This is a genomic window from Marinoscillum sp. MHG1-6 (assembly GCF_024714475.1).
GTDB lineage: Bacteria > Bacteroidota > Bacteroidia > Cytophagales > Cyclobacteriaceae > JAMZMI01.
On sequence record NZ_JAMZMI010000006.1, the window covers coordinates 42,369 to 61,895 of the forward strand.

The following is a 19,527-nucleotide window of genomic DNA, read 5'->3' on the forward strand; positions in this document are numbered from 1 at the left end:
CCAAAACGTAAAGCGTTCCAAAAATAACCATTTTCTTTGGCCACAAAATGCAACCGGTAACAATTACAGAAAAAGCACTCGTTGAGATCAAAAACATTCTGAAAAACAAGAATATTCCTTCAGGATATGGCCTCCGTGTAGGTGTGAAGGGTGGGGGCTGCGGTGTGTCCTTCGTCCTCGGTTTTGATAAAGAAAAAGAAGGAGATTTATCCTATGAAGTAGATGGTGTTCCTGTCTATGTTCAAAAACGTGAAACGATGTTTTTGGTCGGGAAGGAAATTGATTGGTACGAAGGTGAAACGGAAATGGGTTTTGTATTTAATTCGGGAGGATCATGAGCCCGAAAGAACTGATAAAACAATGGGTGGTACATTTCAACAATGGAGATGCCAATGCTTTAGCTGAACTATATCATGCTGATGCAATTAACCATCAGGTGGTATGGGATCCGATAGAAGGTAGAGAGAATATCAAAATGATGTTCGAAAAGGATTTCTCCCGCGCTCAAATGACATGTGTAATAGAAAATATATTCGAGGATGGTGAATGGGGGATACTCGAATGGAAAGATCCACTGGGACTAAGGGGGTGTGGCTTTTTTCAGATAGTCGATGAAAAAATCAAATTCCAGAGAGGCTACTGGGACCATCTGTCATTCACAGAACAACAGGGCTTTCCCAAGCCCGAATAAGGATATCCACTATCCCTCCATCTCAACCACCGCACGCTGACAAAGCCCCTTGATTGGTGGATTGTACTTGGAAACTTTTACAGTGGTGCTTTTAATTCGGGGAAAATGAGCTTTGAGGTCTTTAATAATCTTTCCAGCCAGGTGCTCCAGGAGTAAGGCATCCACGGCCATCACACCAGCCACAATTTCGTAGACCTTTTCGTAGTTGACCGTACCTTCCAGATGATCTGTCTCTGCCGCTTCTGAAAAGTCCACCTCAATAGTTACATCAACACTGTACTTATTGCCGATAATACGCTCCTCTTCGTAATAACCATGACGAGCGTAAAACTCCATGCCCTCTAAAGAAACCTTGCCCATAACCTTTACTTAGTCCTCTAGTTCGTCAAAGAATGAACCTCCCTGATTGGACTTAACCGGTTGTTTTGGCTTCACAATCTTCTCAGAAGCAGCAGGTAGCGACTTTTTCCTCACCTCTTCTTCACTGATCGGCTTCATCACCTTTGGCTTGATCTCGAGATTTTCCTTATTAATGCGCTTCTCCGATTCACGTACGATCTCTTTTACTTTCTTTGTATGATCCTCAAGCTTAAACTCCGCCTTCTTGTTGACCGTTCTGTCAATTCTTTCTGTCACATCACCAGTGAAATTTTTTAATTCCGAAATAATGGTGGATCTCAGATTTTCGAGTGTCCGATAATTTTCCTCCAGGTCCTTTACTGCCTCCTGCATTTCGTCGATTATGTCACGAGCCTCAGATTCGGCCTTTTCAATGAGGTTTTTGGCCTTGGATTTTGCCTCACCAAGCATGGCTTCAGCATTCATCTGCGTTTCCTTCAGGTGAAGTTCAGCAGCTTTGTTCGCCTGTTCGACCAGGCTTGCACCGGTATCTTCCGCTGTTTTAAGAGTTTTAAACAAAGAGCTTTCTACCTCTCTAAGTTTTTTAACCTCCTTTTCTGCCTGTTCCAGTTTGATCCGGTATTCTTTATTTTCATCCAGAACTCTTTCCCATTCATTCGAAAGTGAAAGGAGAAAAGCCGATACTTCATCTTTATCGTAGCCTCGAAGCTTTTTCTCGAAGTTCTTTTGTCTAATTTCTAATGGTGTGATCTTCATATCAGGAAGCAAAATTAATGTCCCACAAGGAAATAGTACGATCGTCACTGCAAGAAACCAAAGTTTCTTTATGATTGAGCCACAGTAACTTATTTACCGATGTGCCGTGTCCGGCGTGCCTTGCCTTATCAATTACCTTGAGCAGTTTAAAGGTTTGGGCATCCCACACCTTTATCGACTTGTCCATGCTACAAGATACAAAATGTTGTCGGTCGGGACTAAACGTCAGATGATTGATCGTATACATATGTGCGACGATTTCCTCCACACACTTATATTCGTTATCTGTATCCCAAAATTTAATCCTTGCATCACGCCCCGCACTTAGCAATAAGGGTAACTCAGGGTGATAACACAGACTAAAAACTGAATTAGAGTGTGCCTCAATTTCATGCAAAACCTTATAATCATCCATTGACAATATTCTGACCTTATGATCGCTGTAGCCTACCGCCATTTCAGATTTATGCTGATTGATCGCTATGGCCCTGATACTCTTGGGGGACAGTTTTTTCCTGGTTACAATATTCAAATCCCAATCCAGCACAATCAACTCCCCATCTCCGGCACCCACATAAATATACTCTTGAGAAGATTGGATATCAAAAATGGACTCACTTGTCAGTGCTACTGACTTTACCTCACTTTTGTTCTCAACATCTATGAGATGCACTCCGCTAAAGTTTTGTCCCACCACCAATAGATTATGGGGCTCATTGTACTCCATAGCGTATACCGAAGCTGGGACCTTTACAATCATCTGCCCGACTTCCGGATTGTCTAAATCCCAACGCACAACCATTCCATCTCCTCCTGCTGAAAGAAATTGTGATCCATTTAATGGTTGGAGCGTATAAAGCGGCTCCTTATGTCCGGAAAGTGTTCTTATTTTTTGTACCTGAATGGGTTTTCTAAGCATATAGTTGGGTTCCTGTTGGGAATTCGGGATTAACAATCATACCAGTAAATTCATTCATCAATAATGACCAAATACCTGTATTTAATACTAAATTAACAATCCAATCCAGAATATATGCCACTACTACTTTCCAAAGCTATCAACGGCCATTCCGCATATGCCGTTTGGAACATCAAAGAGACCAACGAAGAATTGGCTCAAATGGTACCGGATATGCCTCCCAAGGACTATAAATTGGCTAAACAGGCCGAATGGATGGTAGGGAGAATTCTTATTCAAACACTTTGCGCAAAGTATAACATCCCGTACGAGGGAGTGGATGTGGAAGCCACTGGAAAGCCCTTTTTAAGAAACAAAAAAGCTGAGATCTCCATTACCCACTCATTTCCATTGGCAGCGGCACTTATTAATTTGAAATCTCCATGTGGTATTGACCTGGAGTTGCCAAGACATAAACTCATCCAGGTTAGGGAAAAATTTATCAATGGGTCTGAAGTGTCATACGCAGATGACCTGTCAAAACTGTGTGCCATCTGGTGCGCTAAAGAAGTCCTTTATAAAATCTACAGTAGAAAGAGACTCAGTTTGAAGGATGATACTTTCGTCAAATTCCTTTCGGATCAGCAAATCCTTGGAACAATAAGTAAGTCTATGAATGGAGCTTCGAAAGATTACGAGATTGTGCTGGAGGAAATTAAAGGATACGTCCTCGCCTATAATACCTGAAATAATTTTCAATCAAGCCCGATATATTGATCATCCAGTCTTTTCAATATGATCTTCACCTCGTCGGATTTATGATAGTCACCCAGTTTTTCGAAAGAAACCACAAGATTTCTGAACGCTCTTAAGACAATATCTAAAGGTGCGCATGGTTCATAGAAAAGCTCCTGAGGACTAATGCTCAGGTGATCCAAATAATTATCAATATCTGCCCGACTAAAAATGAGCCCCTTATTGAAACAATTGATGTAAAACTCATTGTATTCATCCTTATAAGTAAGAATGAAGAGGTTTGGCAGATTTACACCATAAATGGGCAAGCCCAGTTTCTGTGCGATAAGCATATAAACTGCACAAAGTGATATAGGATTACCCTTCTTTGATTCCAATACCGCATTGATCATGCTATTGGCAGGGGAATGAAAATTTTTGGTGTTAGCTCTGAATTTCAGTTTATCGAACAGGACAGAATTTAATATCCTTACCTGGTCGTAAGGCGTCAAATCTTCTTGAAACTCACGCCAAACTTCAACATATAACTGATGTACGTCTTGCTTAAGCTCTTCAAGATCGATGTCGGGGTATTGGTAAGTCGCTACCAGCCAAAGCCCTTCCAGCAAATCTTCTGCGCCATTGTCCTTCCATTCGATTAAGCGCTCTTGCACCAGTTCAAACTGCAGGGTATGAATAAGGTCTTCAATGCGTCGCTGAATCAATGGATTGAAGTTACTTTCCCACTCCTGTTCCAAAAGAGGGATCACACCAGTACCCAATTCCATCAATCTTTTTTCGACATGATTGACAATCTCCTCATCCTCATCTTCGAGCAATGTTACCAGTGCTTTTAATTCGCTCTCTTTCAAAACGGCTTTTAAATAATCTGAAATTAAACTTCGGGGTTCCTCTTTTAATATAACAATAAACCCGAAAAATGTGCTAAGGATCAGGTGCTATTATTTCTACTCGTTACCTGATTTTAGCTTTTTGTGCTTACGACCAAGTGGCTTCATAAAATCCTTAGGATATTGATCAAAGTGGATAGCGAGTTTATCTAAATCGATCAGCAACTGATTGAGGTTGTTATAAACAGAGTCATCTTTAATGAATTTACCCAGGGTTCCTTCACTATCCTTGAGATTCATTACGGTCTGATTGAGGTTATAAATAAGGGAATCCATTCCGGCAAGTGTCTGATTGATCTTCACATTACTTAAAGTATCAATCAAGCCTTCTGACTTGGATATGACCGGACCAAGCTGATCAATTTTGTCATTGAGACTATTAACTACTTCCGAAGTTGATGCTATGACCTTGGCGATGTTAGACTGGTTTTTATCTATCATGTAGTTGACCCCAACAATCATTTTTTGGAGCTCTCCGATAGTCTCATTGATCTTCTCTCCACTCCCCTTAAGACCAATCAAAATTTCATTAACCCTGGTAATCGTTGTATTTAGGTTATTGGCCACTGGTTGAGCGCTTTCCAAAATTTCTCCGAGACCTTTATCGATAACAGCATCAAGGGTATCTCCCGGTTCAGCTGGATTACTGAGGTTACCAACATTCAGAACAATACCTTTACTCCCTAGAAAGTCCGTATTTGACAAAGCAGCCTGAGCATCACTACCAAGGACTACAGATTCATCAATATCCAATTCGACAAGAATGAAATTATCCTTTTCCTGCAGTAAGCTTACTTCACTTACACGTCCTACCGTGAGGCCATTGATAATAACCGGGTTGGATTTATTTAAGCCCTCGACATTCTCATAAACAACATAATATTTATTGATCGGCGAGAAAAAGTCAGTACCCTTTAAAAAGTTGAAGCCCCAATAGAGCACACCACCTGCAAGAAGTGCTATTAGTCCTACTTTAAATTGTTTTGACATGCGGATTAATTCATGGATTCTATTTCCTGTTTGTAGTCCCTGAAAGCTCTGTAGATTCCTGAAGCGATATACACCTGATTCAGCTCATCGTTCAGCTCCTTTTCTTCCTTGGGATTACTAAGATAACCCACTTCTACTAAAACGCTAGGCATAGCGGAATTCCATAATACCCATAAGCTCGATTGTTTCACCCCCCGGCTATTTCGACCAACTCTATTCTGGAATTGATCTTCAATCAAGGAGGCTAATCTTAAGCTTCTTTCCTGATAAGCAGATTGAGTGAGGTTAAACAAAATATAAGATTCTGGTTTAGTAGGATCAAATCCATCATATCTGGTTTGATAATTCTCCTCCAAAAGAATAACTGAATTTTCTCTTTTCGCGACTTCAAAATTTCGGCTACTATTCTGAACCCCCATAACATAGGTCTCTGATCCATGAATTTTAGGGTTAGATATCCAGTTAGCGTGAATAGAAATAAAAAGATCCGCACCTACTTTATTAGCTAGTTCCGGACGTGATTCAAGCGTTGGGAAGCTATCGTCCTTTCTGGTATAGACTACATCAACTTCAGGTAAATTTTCCTTGATGATACGACCTAATTCCTTAGTTATTTTGAGCGCAATATCCTTTTCTTTAGAGATAGCGCCATGAGTACCGGGATCCCGTCCACCGTGACCAGCGTCTATAACAACCTTTTTGACCCTAACGTTTTTGACTCCTATCGTATTAAAGGAAGCCAAAACTAAGATCACCGAAATTAGAAATGGTACAGCAATATTTCTCACAGCATTCAGGTTATATACTAAAATCCAATACTTTTACGCAAAATTGTAAATTTTTGACTTTAAATTAAAATCCGAGAGGGCTTGAGGAGTTTCGTTTTTGCTTGTTTTTTTACGATTTTTTCAATTAATCTTTGGGCGCAAACGGATGATCAACTCGTTCCGTCTCTCCCTGAAGACTCAATTATCGCCAATCCTTCAAATAACTCACAAAAAGACTCAATTGTAAGTGTTTCTCCTCTAAAACAGGATTCAATTACCCGAACCCCTACTCCCAGACCTCAACAAAGGACACAAAGTGACATTGAGACCACAATCAACTACAGTGCCAAGGACTCAATTATATTCGATGTAGACAATCAAAAATTGTATTTATACGGGAAAGCGCACATCGATTATGACGATATGTCCATTGATTCTGAAAACACCAGTATAGATTGGGAGGAGAAAACACTCAGCTCCAAATTTCTGGTCGACTCTACGGGATCAAAATATGGAAAGCCTGTTTTTACACAGAAAAGCAAAGTTTACGAAACCAATGACCTCACGTACAATTTCAAAACCAAAAGGGCCCTTATTAAGGGTGCAGTAACTGAAAGCGATGGTGCTTTTATGCACGGCGAGGATGTGAAAAAAGATGAAGATGATGATTTGTTTATCAAAGGTGGAAAATACACCACCTGTAGCCTGGCCGACCCCCATTTCTTTATAGAATCAGACAAAATCAAAGTAATCCCCGGAAGCAAGGTCGTAACAGGGCCATTCAACCTAAAATTCAGAGAAATACCGACTCCACTTTGGGGACCCTTTGGAATGTTCCCTCAACCAAAACACCAGGCCAGCGGTATATTGTTTCCTTCATATGGTGAAGAGCAACGTAGAGGGTTTTTCTTAAGAGATATGGGGTATTACTTTGCTTTCAACGATTATATCGACCTCAGACTTACAGGTGACATTTACTCTAAAGGTGCACATGCAATCAATGCCACCTCCAACTATAAGAAAAGGTACAGCTACGGAGGAACCTTCAACTTTTCTTACAACCGTAACATATCCGATGATGTAGAAAATCCAATCGAAAGTAAGGACTATTGGATCAGATGGAACCACAGACCTGAAACACGTGGACTGTCAAGCTTCAGTGCTTCAGTTTCAGCAGGTACATCTACATATAACTCTAACAATAACATTGTCAGCCAAAACTATGAGCGAAGTATCAATTCTCAGTTTTCTTCGAATGTGGGTTATACTCAACGATTTCGTAACCTGCCATTCAACTTTGCAATGAATGCTCGTCATAGTCAAAACATCTCCACCAAGGTGGCGAGTTTGACTTTGCCGGATTTCACCATGAGTATGAACCGGATCTATCCATTGAAAAAGATCGTCAGCAACTCTAAATCTCCGTTGGCCAAGTTGAGTTTCAGCCATAATTTTGCCGCTAAAAATGAAATAACTAATAATATCTCGAGCTCTTCCATTGGGGGTATTAATGTGGTCAATGCTCAGCCACGAGATCCCGATGCTGAATTGCAAGATTTATTTGCCAACCTGGGCGATTTCCTTCCCTACGCCAAGTCGGGAGGTAGACATACTATCCCGGTCAGTACTTCTTTCAGTCTTCTGAAATATTTCACAGTCAGCCCTAGTTTCAATTACCAGGAGGTATGGTACCTCAAAGAGTTGGATTACACCTTTGTGCCAGAAGAAAATGGAGTAAGGGTAGATACCGTAGATGGTTTTAGCCGCGCAGGCAGTTGGAACACCGGTGCCTCTATGAATACCCGGCTCTATGGATTTGTTGCCTTTGGTGGAGATGGGAAAATTCAGGCTATCCGTCATGTTGCTACTCCAAGCGTTTCATTTAGCTACAGCCCTGATTTTGGATCAGAAAGGTATGGTGTGTGGGAAGATGTTCAAATAGATACCCTGGGCAATACCCGAAGACTCTCTAAGTATCAAAATTTTGCCTATGGCTCACCAAGTGGCTCTAAGAGCAAGACCATGAGTTTCTCCCTAAGCAACAACCTTGAAATGAAAATCCGTGATGATAAGGACAGCACGCAAGACTACAGAAAAGTTAAGATTTTCGACAACCTGTCCATGAGCTCCGGTTATAACTTCGCTGCCGATTCCTTTAAGTTGAGCAATATCAACTGGAATGCAAGAACTTCCTTTTTTAAGGGTGCCATAAGCGTCAGCTTCGGAGGTGTCTTTGACCCATACGTCTATCAGCTTCTCAGTAAAACAACCGATGCCGGGGGGAATACACGAGTATCTCAACGACGCCTTGATCAATATGCATGGAATCACGGGGGTGGTATCGGCCAACTCTCCTCACTGAATACCTCAATTAGCTTACGACTGAAGCCTAAAAACACGAAAGGAAAATCTGACACCAGCGAGGACCCTTATAACAGAGCCGACACTTTTTCAGACACCAATGGGTTCATTGATGAAAAAAATGGACTGACCGATAATCCTTATGCTACAGATGAAGAACTCGACTACATTATGCAAAACCCAGAGGAATACGTCGATTTCGATATGCCCTGGAGTTTGAATGTCCAATATTCAATCAATCGTAGGAAAACGGGGTTTGATGAAGCAAAACTTACCCAAAGCATGTCTTTTAGTGGATCTGTAAGTCTAACGCAAAAAACCCAGGTTTCTTTCCGGTCAGGTTATGACTTTGAAGCCAAAAAGATGACCACCACCAACATCAATGTGAACAGGGACCTTCACTGTTGGTCTCTTACATTTAGCTACATCCCTTTCGGATATTATCAATCCTTCAGTTTGTCTATTCGCCCAAGGTCCGCACTCCTTCAGCAACTTAAAATCGATAAGCGAAGAAGTTTCCAGGATTTATTTAACAGGTAATGTCTCCCGATGACACGTCAGGTTGAAAAAACATGGCGGTTATGTTTATAATTGCGGAATATGAAGCCGTTGAAATGTATCATTGTCGAAGATGAGCCTGAATTCATTGAAATCCTTCAATTTTTACTTTCAAAAATTGAAGGTATTGAAATAGTGGGTGCCTATGGCGATACCGTAAACGCGGCAATACAAATTGAAAAAAGGAAACCTGACTTCATCTTTCTTGATATTAACATTTCGGGCTTGGAAGGTCCTGAGTTTGTTGAAGTACTGGATCACAAGCCAAAGATCATCGTAATTTCAGCTCATACGGAGGGCTTTATGAAACATTACCCTGAAGTCCCTTACGTGGACTTTGTACAAAAGCCACCTACACTCCAAAGACTCAAAGAGGCCATCGCTAAATGTCAATTCTGAGTTTTTTCATTGAAGCAATCGAAGTAATTTCGCATATCAATTTCTGAATTTAACCCATGGGAAGAGCATTCGAATATAGAAGAGCAGCGAAAGAGGCACGCTGGGACAAAATGTCCAAATTATTTCCGAAACTGGCCAAAGCCATTACCGTAGCGGTGAAGGAGGGTGGCTCAGAGCCAGAAATGAACGCCAAGCTGCGTACGGCAATTCAAAATGCCAAAGCGCAGAACATGCCAAAAGACAACATTGAGAATGCGATCAAAAGAGCTTCCGGAGGTGATGCTTCCGATTTTGTAGAAGTGATCTATGAGGGTAAAGGGCCACATGGTGTATTAGTTTTTGTCGAATGTGCCACGGACAATACAACCAGAACGGTCGCCAATGTAAAGTCCTATTTCAATAAGGCAGGGGGTAGTATTGCCCCGAATGGCTCATTGGAGTTCATGTTTAGCAGAAAGGCTGTATTTGAATTTGAAAAGCCGGACGAGATGGACCTGGAGGAATTGGAATTAGAGCTGATTGATGCCGGACTGGAAGAAATCGAGGAAAACGAAAACATGGTTTATCTATATGCCGATTATACTAGTTTCGGAACTCTATCCAAGGCATTGGAGGAACATGAAATAGACATAAAAAAGGCTAACCTTCAAAGAATACCCACTTCTCCGGTAGAATTTACAGAGGAGCAAATGGAAGACATTGAAAAGATGTTGGATAAGATTGAGGACGACGACGACGTACAGCAGGTTTTTACCAACATCGCATAACAAAAAAAGGGCTCATTAAGCCCTTTTTTTATTCTTCTGACACTACCATACTCGAGTCATAGACTTTAGATTCATCCAGGTATCCATCAGCAATTACCGTCATCCGAAGATTCTCCTTATTTACAGAAATCATAGAAGACAATAAGATCGACGGAACCATCATTTTACCATTGCTAATGGTCAGATGTGAATCCGGGATAACTTCATTTTTAGCTAAAGCAAGTGACACATTCGCGGCAGTATGTGCCAGTGATTCAATGATTTTATAAACCGTCATGATCTGTGAACCTTCCAGTATTCTTCTGCAAGCATCTTCCTGAGCATCTTGTCCCGAGACAATAACTTTTCCTGTCAGACCGTGTCTATCTAAGGCCTGAATCGCGCCAATAGACAAATTATCACTTGAAGCAAGTATAGCATCCGGCTTGGTTTCAGATTTCTTTAGAAACTCATTTACTTTTTGAAAAGCCAGCTCCGTGTTCCAATTATCAATATCCGTATCGTAGATAAGATTGATATCTCCCTTTGTAATAAGTGGTTGTAATATATTCATCTGACCCAGGCGCAGAAACTTAGAGTTCAAATCTGTAGGAGACCCTCCCAGTACCATGTAATTACCTTCCGGAATCACCCTTGTGAGGTATTCCGCCTGCATTTCTCCAACCCGAAAGTTGTCAAATGAAACATAAAAGTCCAGGTTGCAATTCGGAATCAACCTGTCATAAGCCACCACCTTAACCCCTTTTGACCTGGCTTCTGTTACAAGTTCTGATAATGATTCTCCATCAATAGGCACCACAATCATCACATCAATTTTTTCGCTGATAAGGTATCTGATATCATCCTTTTGTGTGGCCACATCATCCTTTGCCTCCCTGACATAAACTTTAGCTCCTTTGGATTCAAGGTTACTCATCAGGTAGTCCCTGTCCTTTGCCCATCGACCATCAGCTGGTCCAAGGCTTATTCCTACTGTTGCCCTTTTCGATTGGTCTTTAGCTGGCCGGCTGTCACATGCCGTAAAAATCAGTGCAATAGCCATCACCAGGATGACAGATAGTGTTGGGGTTTTCATTGGCTTGGTCTAGTTTGTTGTTTATACCTATATAATTTAAGGAAAAAGACCTTCATATACAACCTACCATTTCAAGGCAAACAATGAGTAACTTTATATAGACGCTCAACACAATGAAATCAATTTCAATCTTCATTGGCTTCATTACAACACTGGTTCTTAGCTCGTGCAACAAAGAGTCTGATGTCCTCTCGGTGCTTCATTATGAAGATCAGACCCTGATGTTTTCTCATTGTCTTATGGAGGATTGGGGAGCCCATACTGGCACTCATTATAATATGGACTTCACGATAATAGGTGAATCAGTCTATTTTGAGAAACAAACCGATTACGCAGGACGGCCCTACTTTGTTTTTAGTGATAGCGTGGACTTTTTTGTTCTTATTGAATTGTTCTCTCCGGGGACTGAGCAGTTCACCACCGGAACCTTTCGTAAAAAATCACGTGATGAATCATTCGAGGAGATAGCCGAAGAATACATTTACCGACGTTTTTTATTTGGGACGGCCCAGGAAAATTTCTCAGCTATTGAGGGTAACGTGAAACTGGTTGCTTTCAAGAATGGCACCATAAGGATCACGTTTGACGTATTGTTAAATAATGATAACAGGGTCTCCGGCACCTATGAAGGAATTCCTGAATACGTTGAAGGGTACATTTTTTAACCAAAATAATTTTGGTTAACTCAAAATTAATAATGATGCAACCTTTGTTGCAACACAAGCATCTTCCTTACGAACGCTATCGTCTCAAATGCTTTTGATACAGAAAACAATCGCCGAAAACCAACTTCTGAAGGACTGCCTGAAAGGAAAACAACAGGCCCAAAAGGAGTTCTATGTGCGATTTGCGAGCAAGATGCTAGGCGCATGCGCCCGGTACATCCCTGATCGGATGGAAGCCGAGCACGTAATGGTAGGTGCCATGGTCAAGGCATTTGAAAAGTTGAAGCAATTTAAAGGGGAAGGTAGCCTGGAAGGATGGGTAAGACGAATTGTGATCAACGAATGTCTGATGTACATCAGAAAGAACAGAATGATGTCTCTGGAGGTGGATTATGTGAATGACCCATCGTCAATTGATTTTGAACTGATAGAATCGTCCATGGCCACGGAGGACCTGTTAAGAATCATACAAGAACTTCCTGTGGGTTACAGAACGGTATTCAACCTGTATGCAATTGAAGGTTACAATCATGCCGAAATCGCTGAGCTACTAGATGTCAATGAAAGTACATCTAAATCGCAACTTAGCAGAGCCAGGAAACTGCTTCAAACAAAGTTGATGGCCCTGCAGGAAGATGAAAGGATAATTAGGAAAGAAAATGGCTGATATCAATCAAACAGATTTACTTTTTCGAGAGCGCCTATCGAATATGGAGGTTACTCCTACGGAATTGGCATGGCAACAGTTCCAGCAGGAAATTGTGCCGAAGAAATCCGTAAAAGTCAGGACTTATTGGGCCGCAGCCGCATCCATCGCAATACTTTTGGCTGTCGTGGCCTTCTGGAAAACTGATTCAGTGTCCGATCAGTACCTGAGTGGCTCAATTGATCATCCAGTTCAAAGAAAAGAACAAATCGTGGTCATCGCATTACCTGTTCCTGATCCCCAGAAGATTTCTGACAGCCAAAGTGATCCAATCTATAAATTAGCCACTAAAACTGCTGAACCTGAAACAAATCATATTATAGTCGAGGAACGAGTGCCTGAGATTTTCACGGTTGAGGCGAAACCAGCTCAGCAGATCGCAATTCCCTATTCATATTCCCTGGACCTGGCACCAGTACCGGCAGATGTTAGTCAAAGCGTTCGAATAGCACATATGCCCGGCAATAAAAAGGATGGCGTGGGTGAAAGTCTTACAAAAGTCATCTCTGTTGCTCAGCAGGTCTCCCCTGCCGGCCTGTTAGCCGACTTGCGTGATGCCAAGAACCAGTTATTAAGTAGAAATTAAGCTTTTAAGAAAATCAACATGAAAAAGACCGCAATATTTATCGCTGTGTTGTTCACAGCCCTGGGAAGTTTTGCTTTCACCACAAAAGATATCTTAGCCTCAGATACTGTGATCATCGAACTTTCAGCAGGAAGCAAGATCATTATTTACTCCGATAATCGCGAAGAACTCAAAGGACTGGAGAGATATGATATCAATCAAATGATCAGAGATATTAACGAAGCGTTAGAATCTAAAAAAATTCAAAAAATAGAGTTGACTGACGAAAATGGTCAGAGTTATTCAAAGGACACGACAATTATCATTGGTGATGGTCAGGCCAAAACAAGCATAAAAATTGGCAATATGGAACTTCTCATTGACGCTGATGAATGGGAGGAAGATGAAGAGGACCATAACTTTTTCTGGGATGACTTTGATAAGGAAGATGACAACGATAATAGAAGGACCTCTAATTCATTTAATGTAGACATTGGACTCAACAACTGGATGGCTGGAGGGAAATTTCCCGATGCCGATAACTCTCCTTTCACGGTAAAGCCGTTTGGAAGCTGGTACATAGGCCTCAATAGTAGTTACAGTACCTGGGTCACCGGGCCTTTATATCTGGATTGGGGATTTGGGGTGAGCTGGAATAATTACAAGCTTCAGGACTCTGACTATATCTTTACGAAAGGAGCCAATGAAATTGAACTCCAACCCACACCGGCAGAATACCAGACTATCAAAAGTCGTCTCTCAGTGCCTTATGTCAATGTCAATTTTGTACCTGTTATTAACCTGACCAATGGTCAAAGGCCTCATTCTAAATGGAAGGATGGTTTCAATTTCGATCGGGATGAATATAAAAACCAGGGATTAAGATTCGGGTTAGGCGGTTATGCCGGTTACAGGATTGGGGGTAATAGCAAATTGAAATACAAGGTGAACGGCAACAAGCAAAAAGATAAGACCTCCGATCACTTCTATCTTCAAAATTTCAGATATGGAATTAGGGCTCAATTTGGATTCAAAGGGCTGGACATTTTCGCAACGTATGACCTCAACGAAGTATTTAGTCAAGGACACGGCCCGGTTAATTTAGGAGGCCTGCACGCCATGAGCTTTGGAATAACTTTATAAGATTGGTGTTACTCGGCGGAGGAACTGTGGATATAGCGGCCTCCTCCTCCGTTATATTCCTCCCATTCAATACTCAGATCGACTTCCGAATCCACCTGCAATATTATGGGCGTATGAAGACTGATCTTATCTCCCGGAGAAAGCGGCTGAGAAAAGGTCTTTGATTGCTTCATAATTTGATAAACCCGCAATTCATAAACTCCAGTGTCCAGCATCATCAATACTTTGGCATTAATGAAGCATTGCTGACCGGTTAATGCGTGAGGACCAGTGGCAGGTGCATATGAAGGGCCTGAAGACCCCGTACTGCTTTCGATAAATTTACACTGAGTCAGACAAGCAATTACCAACAAAACAATCAAATACCTCATAGACACAATTTAACTTCTATCCCTGCTCAATCCAATTAATTACATCCTCCTCCTTTTCCAGTAGATCTTTACAGACCTTCGAAAACCTTGGCCGGTACTGTGAAAAAACAAACAGCACACCTAGATATATGATAACGAAAATGAATTCCTTTAAGAGGAAATATCCCACTACCGCAACAATTGCTGACAATTCTATTACCGCCAGGTGCTTCAATCTCTCGGAAAGGTAGGCCTCGAGCTTTGATTCAATGTCTGAAGCTTTTGACACTTGCCCAATATGCTTCCTCCAAAACCAGTTGGAAATTCCCAACACGCCCAGACTCAAAAACATCAGTGACATTTTCAGTGCAGTGTGTGTCATGCCCTCATACATGGACGGAGGATCGTTCTTTTGGATATCCAAAAAAACAAGCGCAAAAGGAATCATGGAAATAGCTAATACGCCATTGAAAATGACGTTCAGCTTTTGATAAAATTGATCCCAGACGATTCTATTTGTCATCAAAAAATGAGTTTATTAACCCACTTCCACTTTCACCTTATCGGTCAGTGCTTTTCCTACACAAAGAAGCACGTAGCCTTGCGCTACTTCCTCCTCAGTAAGTCCTTCAATCGCATCCTTGCTCACTTTTCCTTCCAGACATTTTGCACGGCAAGCAGTACATAAACCACTCTGACAGGAATAAGGCATATCAATATTTTGATCCAGGGCTGCATCTAAGACCGGAATATCCGGAGCTACGTCCACCTCATATTCCTCCCCTTCCAATAAAATGGTCACCCGACTGGCAACCCCTTTTTCTACAGCAGTTGAATCTCCATCCAATCGATCTTCAGGAGAAGTTACCCCTGACGCGAAACTTTCCATCTTGATCTTGTCGGTGTCAACATCAGCGCGGATCAGACCATCCTTCACCACATCCATCATTGGCTGTGGTCCACAGATATAAAACTCAGCCGCCGCTCCAAAATTGATCTCGGTCAGGATGTCCCCAATCAAATCCGTAGTAGGTAATCCATGATGATGGGTTAATCCTTCAGGATCCTCCTCAAGGATATGTATCAACTGAAATCTACCTCCAAATTCTTCTGATAGCGCCTCTAACTCTTTTCTGAATATGATCTGTTTTTCGTTTCTGTTCCCGTAAACCAAGGCCACCTTACTAAACGACTCTTTTTCAAGCACCGACCGCATAATCGAATAAAGTGGAGTAATACCACTTCCTCCCCCAAAGAATATCGCCTTTCTGACTTTATCATTATCATATTTGGTAGTGAAATGCCCCATGGGCTCCATCACCTCCACTTTGTCTCCTGCCTTGAATTTGTTATTGATATGGTTTGACATACGACCATCCTGCACACGCTTAACCGTAATGGCGGGATATTCGTCTAAAAACGGAGTGGTGCATAGTGAATAGGCACGCCTTAGTTTCTCACCGTCCACAACATCAATCACAGTAATGAATTGGCCAGGCTCATAGACAAACCTGCTGCCCGGATTCTCAAAAACCACATTTACCGCATCTTCAGAGACAGCAATCACATCCTTGACAGTCAAGGTGAAGTACCTGTTGTCACTCTTTTTTTTCTTTTTCTTTAAAAATCCGAATACCATAAGCTTTTCAATAATTGCTGCAAATGTAAATCCCCGCCTTTTGCCTGACAAGTTTAATCTAATGGCCTATTTTTGCAGCCTCAAAATGCACAAATAATGATTTTAAATGACCTAACCGCCATCTCGCCAATAGATGGAAGATATAGAAGCAAGGTATACGCTCTGGCACCATTCTTTTCTGAATATGCCCTGATCAAATATCGTGTGAAAGTAGAAATTCTCTATTTCATCGCATTATGCGAACATGGCGTTCCCCAGTTATCAGGGGTTGATCATGCGGTTTTTGGCTCATTGAAAAAAATCTACGAAGACTTTTCGGAAGCAGATGCTCAATCCATTAAAGACATTGAGAAGATCACGAACCACGATGTAAAGGCCGTCGAATATTTCATCAAAGAAAAGTTTGATGCCCTAGGACTGAGTGATTACAAGGAATTCATCCATTTTGGACTGACTTCTCAGGACATCAACAATACTTCTGTCCCCTTACTTTCTAAAGATGCTCTATTGGAAGTTTACCTTCCTGAACTAAAAGCCATCGTGAGCACTTTAGAATCCTTATCAGAAGAGTGGAAAAGCATTCCTCTCTTAGCCAGGACTCACGGTCAGCCAGCGTCTCCAACAACTTTAGGAAAGGAAATCAAGGTATTTACCAGCAGGCTCAACGAACAGATTAAAGACCTGGAAGCTATCCCATTCGCTGCCAAGTTTGGTGGAGCAACTGGTAATTTCAATGCTCATCATGTTGCATATCCGGATACCAACTGGCATGCTTTCGGTGACAAATTTGTTTCTGAGTCTTTGGGTCTCAAAAGAAGTTTCCCAACAACACAGATCGAGCATTATGATTATTTCGCAGCCTTGTTTGACTGCATGAAAAGGGTGAACACCATCCTCATCGACTTCAGCCGCGATATCTGGCAATACATCTCTGTCAACTACTTCAAGCAAAAAATCGTAGCAGGAGAAGTTGGCTCATCAGCGATGCCTCATAAGGTAAACCCGATTGACTTTGAAAATGCTGAAGGAAACTTCGGTATAGCGAATGCATTGTTTGAACACCTGAGTGCAAAACTTCCCATCTCCAGACTGCAAAGAGATCTTACTGACTCGACTGTATTGAGAAATGTAGGGATGCCGTATGCACACAGCTTATTGGCCCTTTCATCTCTGAAAAAGGGAATCGGAAAACTGGAAGTGAGTGAGGCTAATATTTTAGCTGACCTGGAAGATAACTGGGCGGTAGTTGCTGAGGCCATTCAGACCATTCTGCGACGTGAGGCCTATCCAAAACCTTATGAAGCGCTGAAAGAGCTTACCCGTACCGGAGAAAAAATCACCAAAGAACTCATCCATCGCTTCATTGACGGGTTGAACGTTTCGGACGCGATCAAAGAAGAACTTAGGGTGATTACTCCGTACAATTACACCGGAATGTAATTTCCCTACAGATTACAGAATCAAAGGCTGGACGATCCTATCGCTTCAGCCTTTTTGTTATGCTAGTTTTGTAACATGCGTTTACAGTATTTAGCATACCTCATCTTTGTGTTCGCGGTGCTCTCATGCTCCAGGAAGCAACCTGAAGGGAAGCCTTTAGGCCCTCCAATCCCTACCGCCGAAATGGTGGGCATATCCAACCTACCTGATACAATACAACAAATTGTTGCTCCTTTTCCAATGCCGGAACTTAAGATGCCGACTTTCCCCGAACTGTCAGTCAACATTCAGGACAGAGGCGCCATTGAAAGCGAAAAGATCACATCGGTTATCAACGAGGCCATCAACGAAGTAAGTGCCCTTGGAGGTGGTATGGTGATCATACCAAAAGGCTCCTGGAGTTCTGGGCGAATCGAGCTGAAAAGCAATATCAATCTCCACTTTGAGGATAGTGCTATCGTACAATTCAGCGGTGAACCCGAAGATTATCGACCAGCAGTTTTTACTCGCATAGAAGGATATGAGGTAATGTCGCTTGGCGCATGCATCTATGCCAATGGACAAGATCATATTGCCATAACCGGTAATGGAAAACTCATCGGTCCATCTGAGGGACCTATTCGAGAAAGAATCATGGACCATGACCTGATCGAAAATGTGGTTGATTTATCACTACCCGTTTCGGAACGCATTCATGATGGATCACAGCAAAACTGGCTCTTTGCACCAATGTTCATCTCTCCTATTAACTGCACTAATGTTCTGATCGAAGGGGTATCTCTTGAGCACACTGCCTTTTGGAATGTGGTTCCCATCTATTGTGACACAGTCATTATTCGAGGTGTTGAGGTCCAATCCGTTGGAATCCCTCGCGGTGATGGTATTGATATTGAGTCGAGTAAGAATGTATTAATTGAGTATTGTACGCTCAGCAGTGGCGATGATTGTTTCACCATGAAGGCCGGAAGAGGTGCTGATGGACTCAGGGTCAACAAGCCAACCGAAAACGTAGTCGTTCGTTACTGCCTGGCCAAGGAAGGGCATGGCGGAATCACCTGTGGAAGTGAAACTGCCGGAATGATCCGAAACCTCTATGTTCATGATTGTGTGTTTGAAGATACGGGTGTCGGTATTCGATTTAAAACCAGAAGACCCCGTGGAGGCGGAGGTGAAAACCTATATTACGAACGCATACGGATGAATACCAGATATACGGTATTTAAATGGGATATGCTCGGCTCGACCAGCTCAGTAGGCGAACTTGCCAACCGACTTCCCGAAAGAGAAGTGAATGAGTTAACCCCACGCTACTCCAACATTTTCGCAAAGGACCTGATCATCGAAAATGGAGATCATTTTCTGAAAGTCATTGGAATACCGGAATCCCCTTTAACCAACCTGACCATTGAAAATGCCGTAGTAAACTGCAAACAATTAATCAGGGTCGCCGACCTGGATGGCTTTACCCTTAAGAACATCCAAATCAAAGCAGACTCCAGCCGGATTGAGCTTACAGATACTAGAAATGTAGTTTTTAAAGATGTGAGTTTCGATATACCTGAAGGGCAGCCGCTGTTGAACATACAAGGGGGTAAATCCAAGAATATCTCGGTTGGTGAATAAGTCCCTAATATTCCAAATTAGCATTATCTTTCAGTTATTAATCATGTTACTGATAAATGTTCAGACCTTATACCTTTTTTGCTCTTTTTTTTTGCTTAATCAATACTTCATACTCCCAAATCGCTTGG

The 19,527-nt window shown here is 41.9% G+C and carries 22 protein-coding genes; 12 read left to right on the forward strand and 10 right to left on the reverse strand.

Annotated features, from left to right (window positions below; genetic code table 11):
* The first annotated feature begins 47 nt into the window (after window positions 1-47).
* Window positions 48-338, forward strand: a complete 291-nt coding sequence (locus tag NXR94_RS13500) for an iron-sulfur cluster assembly accessory protein (RefSeq protein WP_258105182.1) — start codon at window positions 48-50, stop codon at window positions 336-338.
* Entirely contained in the window at window positions 335-691 is a 357-nt protein-coding gene (locus tag NXR94_RS13505) for a nuclear transport factor 2 family protein (protein ID WP_258105184.1), read from the forward strand. Before NXR94_RS13500 ends, NXR94_RS13505 begins: the two co-directional genes overlap by 4 nt.
* A gap of 9 nt (window positions 692-700) precedes the next feature.
* Here NXR94_RS13505 and folB read toward each other — a convergent pair whose 3' ends face one another.
* Genes folB through NXR94_RS13520 form a run of 3 tightly spaced genes read right to left on the reverse strand, consistent with a single transcriptional unit; the run spans window position 701 to window position 2,726 of the window.
* Window positions 701-1,051, reverse strand: a complete 351-nt coding sequence (gene folB, locus NXR94_RS13510; RefSeq protein WP_258105185.1) for a dihydroneopterin aldolase — start codon at window positions 1,049-1,051, stop codon at window positions 701-703.
* A gap of 9 nt (window positions 1,052-1,060) precedes the next feature.
* Entirely contained in the window at window positions 1,061-1,807 is a 747-nt protein-coding gene (locus NXR94_RS13515; RefSeq protein WP_258105186.1) for a DivIVA domain-containing protein, read from the reverse strand.
* Between the two features lies 1 nt (window position 1,808).
* Window positions 1,809-2,726 (reverse strand): WD40 repeat domain-containing protein, encoded by a 918-nt coding sequence (locus NXR94_RS13520; protein WP_258105187.1) that lies wholly within the window; start codon window positions 2,724-2,726, stop codon window positions 1,809-1,811.
* A gap of 114 nt (window positions 2,727-2,840) precedes the next feature.
* On the opposite strand from NXR94_RS13520, the gene NXR94_RS13525 reads away from it, so the two are divergent.
* Window positions 2,841-3,452: a 4'-phosphopantetheinyl transferase family protein gene (locus NXR94_RS13525; protein WP_258105188.1), complete on the forward strand. Its 612-nt coding sequence runs from the start codon at window positions 2,841-2,843 to the stop codon at window positions 3,450-3,452.
* A gap of 8 nt (window positions 3,453-3,460) precedes the next feature.
* On the opposite strand, the gene NXR94_RS13530 is transcribed toward NXR94_RS13525, so the two are convergent.
* The 3 genes from NXR94_RS13530 to NXR94_RS13540 form a co-directional block, all read right to left on the reverse strand.
* Complete coding sequence (locus NXR94_RS13530; protein ID WP_258105189.1) at window positions 3,461-4,312, reverse strand: transglutaminase-like domain-containing protein; 852 nt, start codon at window positions 4,310-4,312, stop codon at window positions 3,461-3,463.
* 96 nt (window positions 4,313-4,408) lie between these two features.
* Window positions 4,409-5,341 (reverse strand): MlaD family protein, encoded by a 933-nt coding sequence (locus NXR94_RS13535; protein ID WP_258105190.1) that lies wholly within the window; start codon window positions 5,339-5,341, stop codon window positions 4,409-4,411.
* A 5-nt stretch (window positions 5,342-5,346) separates the two neighbouring features.
* Window positions 5,347-6,129, reverse strand: coding sequence for an N-acetylmuramoyl-L-alanine amidase (locus NXR94_RS13540; RefSeq protein WP_258105191.1), 783 nt, complete (start codon window positions 6,127-6,129; stop codon window positions 5,347-5,349).
* 81 nt (window positions 6,130-6,210) lie between these two features.
* On the opposite strand from NXR94_RS13540, the gene NXR94_RS13545 reads away from it, so the two are divergent.
* The 3 genes from NXR94_RS13545 to NXR94_RS13555 are packed head-to-tail and all read left to right on the forward strand — an operon-like array spanning window position 6,211 to window position 10,193.
* A complete protein-coding gene (locus tag NXR94_RS13545; protein WP_258105192.1) occupies window positions 6,211-9,009 on the forward strand; it encodes a putative LPS assembly protein LptD in 2,799 nt (932 codons plus the stop codon).
* Window positions 9,010-9,069: 60 nt separating this feature from the next.
* Entirely contained in the window at window positions 9,070-9,426 is a 357-nt protein-coding gene (locus NXR94_RS13550; protein ID WP_258105193.1) for a LytTR family DNA-binding domain-containing protein, read from the forward strand.
* 56 nt (window positions 9,427-9,482) lie between these two features.
* A complete protein-coding gene (locus NXR94_RS13555; RefSeq protein WP_258105194.1) occupies window positions 9,483-10,193 on the forward strand; it encodes a YebC/PmpR family DNA-binding transcriptional regulator in 711 nt (236 codons plus the stop codon).
* A gap of 28 nt (window positions 10,194-10,221) precedes the next feature.
* On the opposite strand, the gene NXR94_RS13560 is transcribed toward NXR94_RS13555, so the two are convergent.
* Window positions 10,222-11,268 carry a sugar ABC transporter substrate-binding protein gene (locus tag NXR94_RS13560; protein WP_258105195.1) on the reverse strand — a complete coding sequence of 349 codons (1,047 nt, stop codon included), beginning with the start codon at window positions 11,266-11,268 and terminating at the stop codon, window positions 10,222-10,224.
* A 113-nt stretch (window positions 11,269-11,381) separates the two neighbouring features.
* Here NXR94_RS13560 and NXR94_RS13565 point away from each other — a divergent pair, with 113 nt between their 5' ends.
* The 4 genes from NXR94_RS13565 (at window position 11,382) to NXR94_RS13580 (ending at window position 14,347) form a co-directional block, all read left to right on the forward strand.
* The gene (locus NXR94_RS13565) at window positions 11,382-11,933 is read left to right on the forward strand and encodes a hypothetical protein (RefSeq protein WP_258105196.1); all 552 of its coding nucleotides are present in this window, start codon (window positions 11,382-11,384) and stop codon (window positions 11,931-11,933) included.
* 88 nt (window positions 11,934-12,021) lie between these two features.
* Window positions 12,022-12,600, forward strand: a complete 579-nt coding sequence (locus NXR94_RS13570; RefSeq protein ID WP_258105197.1) for an RNA polymerase sigma factor — start codon at window positions 12,022-12,024, stop codon at window positions 12,598-12,600.
* Entirely contained in the window at window positions 12,593-13,225 is a 633-nt protein-coding gene (locus NXR94_RS13575) for a hypothetical protein (protein WP_258105198.1), read from the forward strand. Before NXR94_RS13570 ends, NXR94_RS13575 begins: the two co-directional genes overlap by 8 nt.
* 18 nt (window positions 13,226-13,243) lie before the next feature.
* Window positions 13,244-14,347 (forward strand): hypothetical protein, encoded by a 1,104-nt coding sequence (locus tag NXR94_RS13580; protein WP_258105199.1) that lies wholly within the window; start codon window positions 13,244-13,246, stop codon window positions 14,345-14,347.
* Window positions 14,348-14,355: 8 nt separating this feature from the next.
* Here the strand turns inward: NXR94_RS13580 and NXR94_RS13585 are convergent, their stop codons facing one another.
* From NXR94_RS13585 to NXR94_RS13595, 3 genes are read right to left on the reverse strand one after another with little or no spacing between them, the layout of a single operon-like run.
* Entirely contained in the window at window positions 14,356-14,718 is a 363-nt protein-coding gene (locus tag NXR94_RS13585) for a hypothetical protein (RefSeq protein ID WP_258105200.1), read from the reverse strand.
* A gap of 16 nt (window positions 14,719-14,734) precedes the next feature.
* The gene (locus tag NXR94_RS13590; RefSeq protein WP_258105201.1) at window positions 14,735-15,220 is read right to left on the reverse strand and encodes a hypothetical protein; all 486 of its coding nucleotides are present in this window, start codon (window positions 15,218-15,220) and stop codon (window positions 14,735-14,737) included.
* 15 nt (window positions 15,221-15,235) lie between these two features.
* The gene (locus tag NXR94_RS13595; RefSeq protein ID WP_258105202.1) at window positions 15,236-16,336 is read right to left on the reverse strand and encodes a ferredoxin--NADP reductase; all 1,101 of its coding nucleotides are present in this window, start codon (window positions 16,334-16,336) and stop codon (window positions 15,236-15,238) included.
* Between the two features lie 96 nt (window positions 16,337-16,432).
* Between NXR94_RS13595 and purB the strand changes: the two genes are divergently transcribed.
* Both purB and NXR94_RS13605 read left to right on the forward strand, forming a co-directional pair.
* The gene (gene purB, locus NXR94_RS13600) at window positions 16,433-17,776 is read left to right on the forward strand and encodes an adenylosuccinate lyase (protein ID WP_258105203.1); all 1,344 of its coding nucleotides are present in this window, start codon (window positions 16,433-16,435) and stop codon (window positions 17,774-17,776) included.
* 75 nt (window positions 17,777-17,851) lie between these two features.
* Complete coding sequence (locus NXR94_RS13605) at window positions 17,852-19,399, forward strand: glycoside hydrolase family 28 protein (RefSeq protein ID WP_258105204.1); 1,548 nt, start codon at window positions 17,852-17,854, stop codon at window positions 19,397-19,399.
* The last annotated feature ends 128 nt before the right edge of the window (window positions 19,400-19,527 follow it).

Excerpts from the sequence above, each read along its gene's own strand:
- NXR94_RS13500 (WP_258105182.1), top strand. The coding sequence starts at position 48 with ATGCAACCGGTAACAATTACAGAAAAAGCACTCGTTGAGATCAAAAAC.
- NXR94_RS13505 (WP_258105184.1), top strand. The coding sequence starts at position 335 with ATGAGCCCGAAAGAACTGATAAAACAATGGGTGGTACATTTCAACAAT.
- folB (WP_258105185.1), bottom strand. The coding sequence starts at position 1,051 with ATGGGCAAGGTTTCTTTAGAGGGCATGGAGTTTTACGCTCGTCATGGT.
- NXR94_RS13515 (WP_258105186.1), bottom strand. The coding sequence starts at position 1,807 with ATGAAGATCACACCATTAGAAATTAGACAAAAGAACTTCGAGAAAAAG.
- NXR94_RS13520 (WP_258105187.1), bottom strand. The coding sequence starts at position 2,726 with ATGCTTAGAAAACCCATTCAGGTACAAAAAATAAGAACACTTTCCGGA.
- NXR94_RS13525 (WP_258105188.1), top strand. The coding sequence starts at position 2,841 with ATGCCACTACTACTTTCCAAAGCTATCAACGGCCATTCCGCATATGCC.
- NXR94_RS13535 (WP_258105190.1), bottom strand. The coding sequence starts at position 5,341 with ATGTCAAAACAATTTAAAGTAGGACTAATAGCACTTCTTGCAGGTGGT.
- NXR94_RS13550 (WP_258105193.1), top strand. The coding sequence starts at position 9,070 with ATGAAGCCGTTGAAATGTATCATTGTCGAAGATGAGCCTGAATTCATT.
- NXR94_RS13555 (WP_258105194.1), top strand. The coding sequence starts at position 9,483 with ATGGGAAGAGCATTCGAATATAGAAGAGCAGCGAAAGAGGCACGCTGG.
- NXR94_RS13560 (WP_258105195.1), bottom strand. The coding sequence starts at position 11,268 with ATGAAAACCCCAACACTATCTGTCATCCTGGTGATGGCTATTGCACTG.
- NXR94_RS13565 (WP_258105196.1), top strand. The coding sequence starts at position 11,382 with ATGAAATCAATTTCAATCTTCATTGGCTTCATTACAACACTGGTTCTT.
- NXR94_RS13570 (WP_258105197.1), top strand. The coding sequence starts at position 12,022 with ATGCTTTTGATACAGAAAACAATCGCCGAAAACCAACTTCTGAAGGAC.
- NXR94_RS13575 (WP_258105198.1), top strand. The coding sequence starts at position 12,593 with ATGGCTGATATCAATCAAACAGATTTACTTTTTCGAGAGCGCCTATCG.
- NXR94_RS13580 (WP_258105199.1), top strand. The coding sequence starts at position 13,244 with ATGAAAAAGACCGCAATATTTATCGCTGTGTTGTTCACAGCCCTGGGA.
- NXR94_RS13585 (WP_258105200.1), bottom strand. The coding sequence starts at position 14,718 with ATGAGGTATTTGATTGTTTTGTTGGTAATTGCTTGTCTGACTCAGTGT.
- NXR94_RS13590 (WP_258105201.1), bottom strand. The coding sequence starts at position 15,220 with ATGACAAATAGAATCGTCTGGGATCAATTTTATCAAAAGCTGAACGTC.
- NXR94_RS13595 (WP_258105202.1), bottom strand. The coding sequence starts at position 16,336 with ATGGTATTCGGATTTTTAAAGAAAAAGAAAAAAAAGAGTGACAACAGG.
- purB (WP_258105203.1), top strand. The coding sequence starts at position 16,433 with ATGATTTTAAATGACCTAACCGCCATCTCGCCAATAGATGGAAGATAT.
- NXR94_RS13605 (WP_258105204.1), top strand. The coding sequence starts at position 17,852 with ATGCGTTTACAGTATTTAGCATACCTCATCTTTGTGTTCGCGGTGCTC.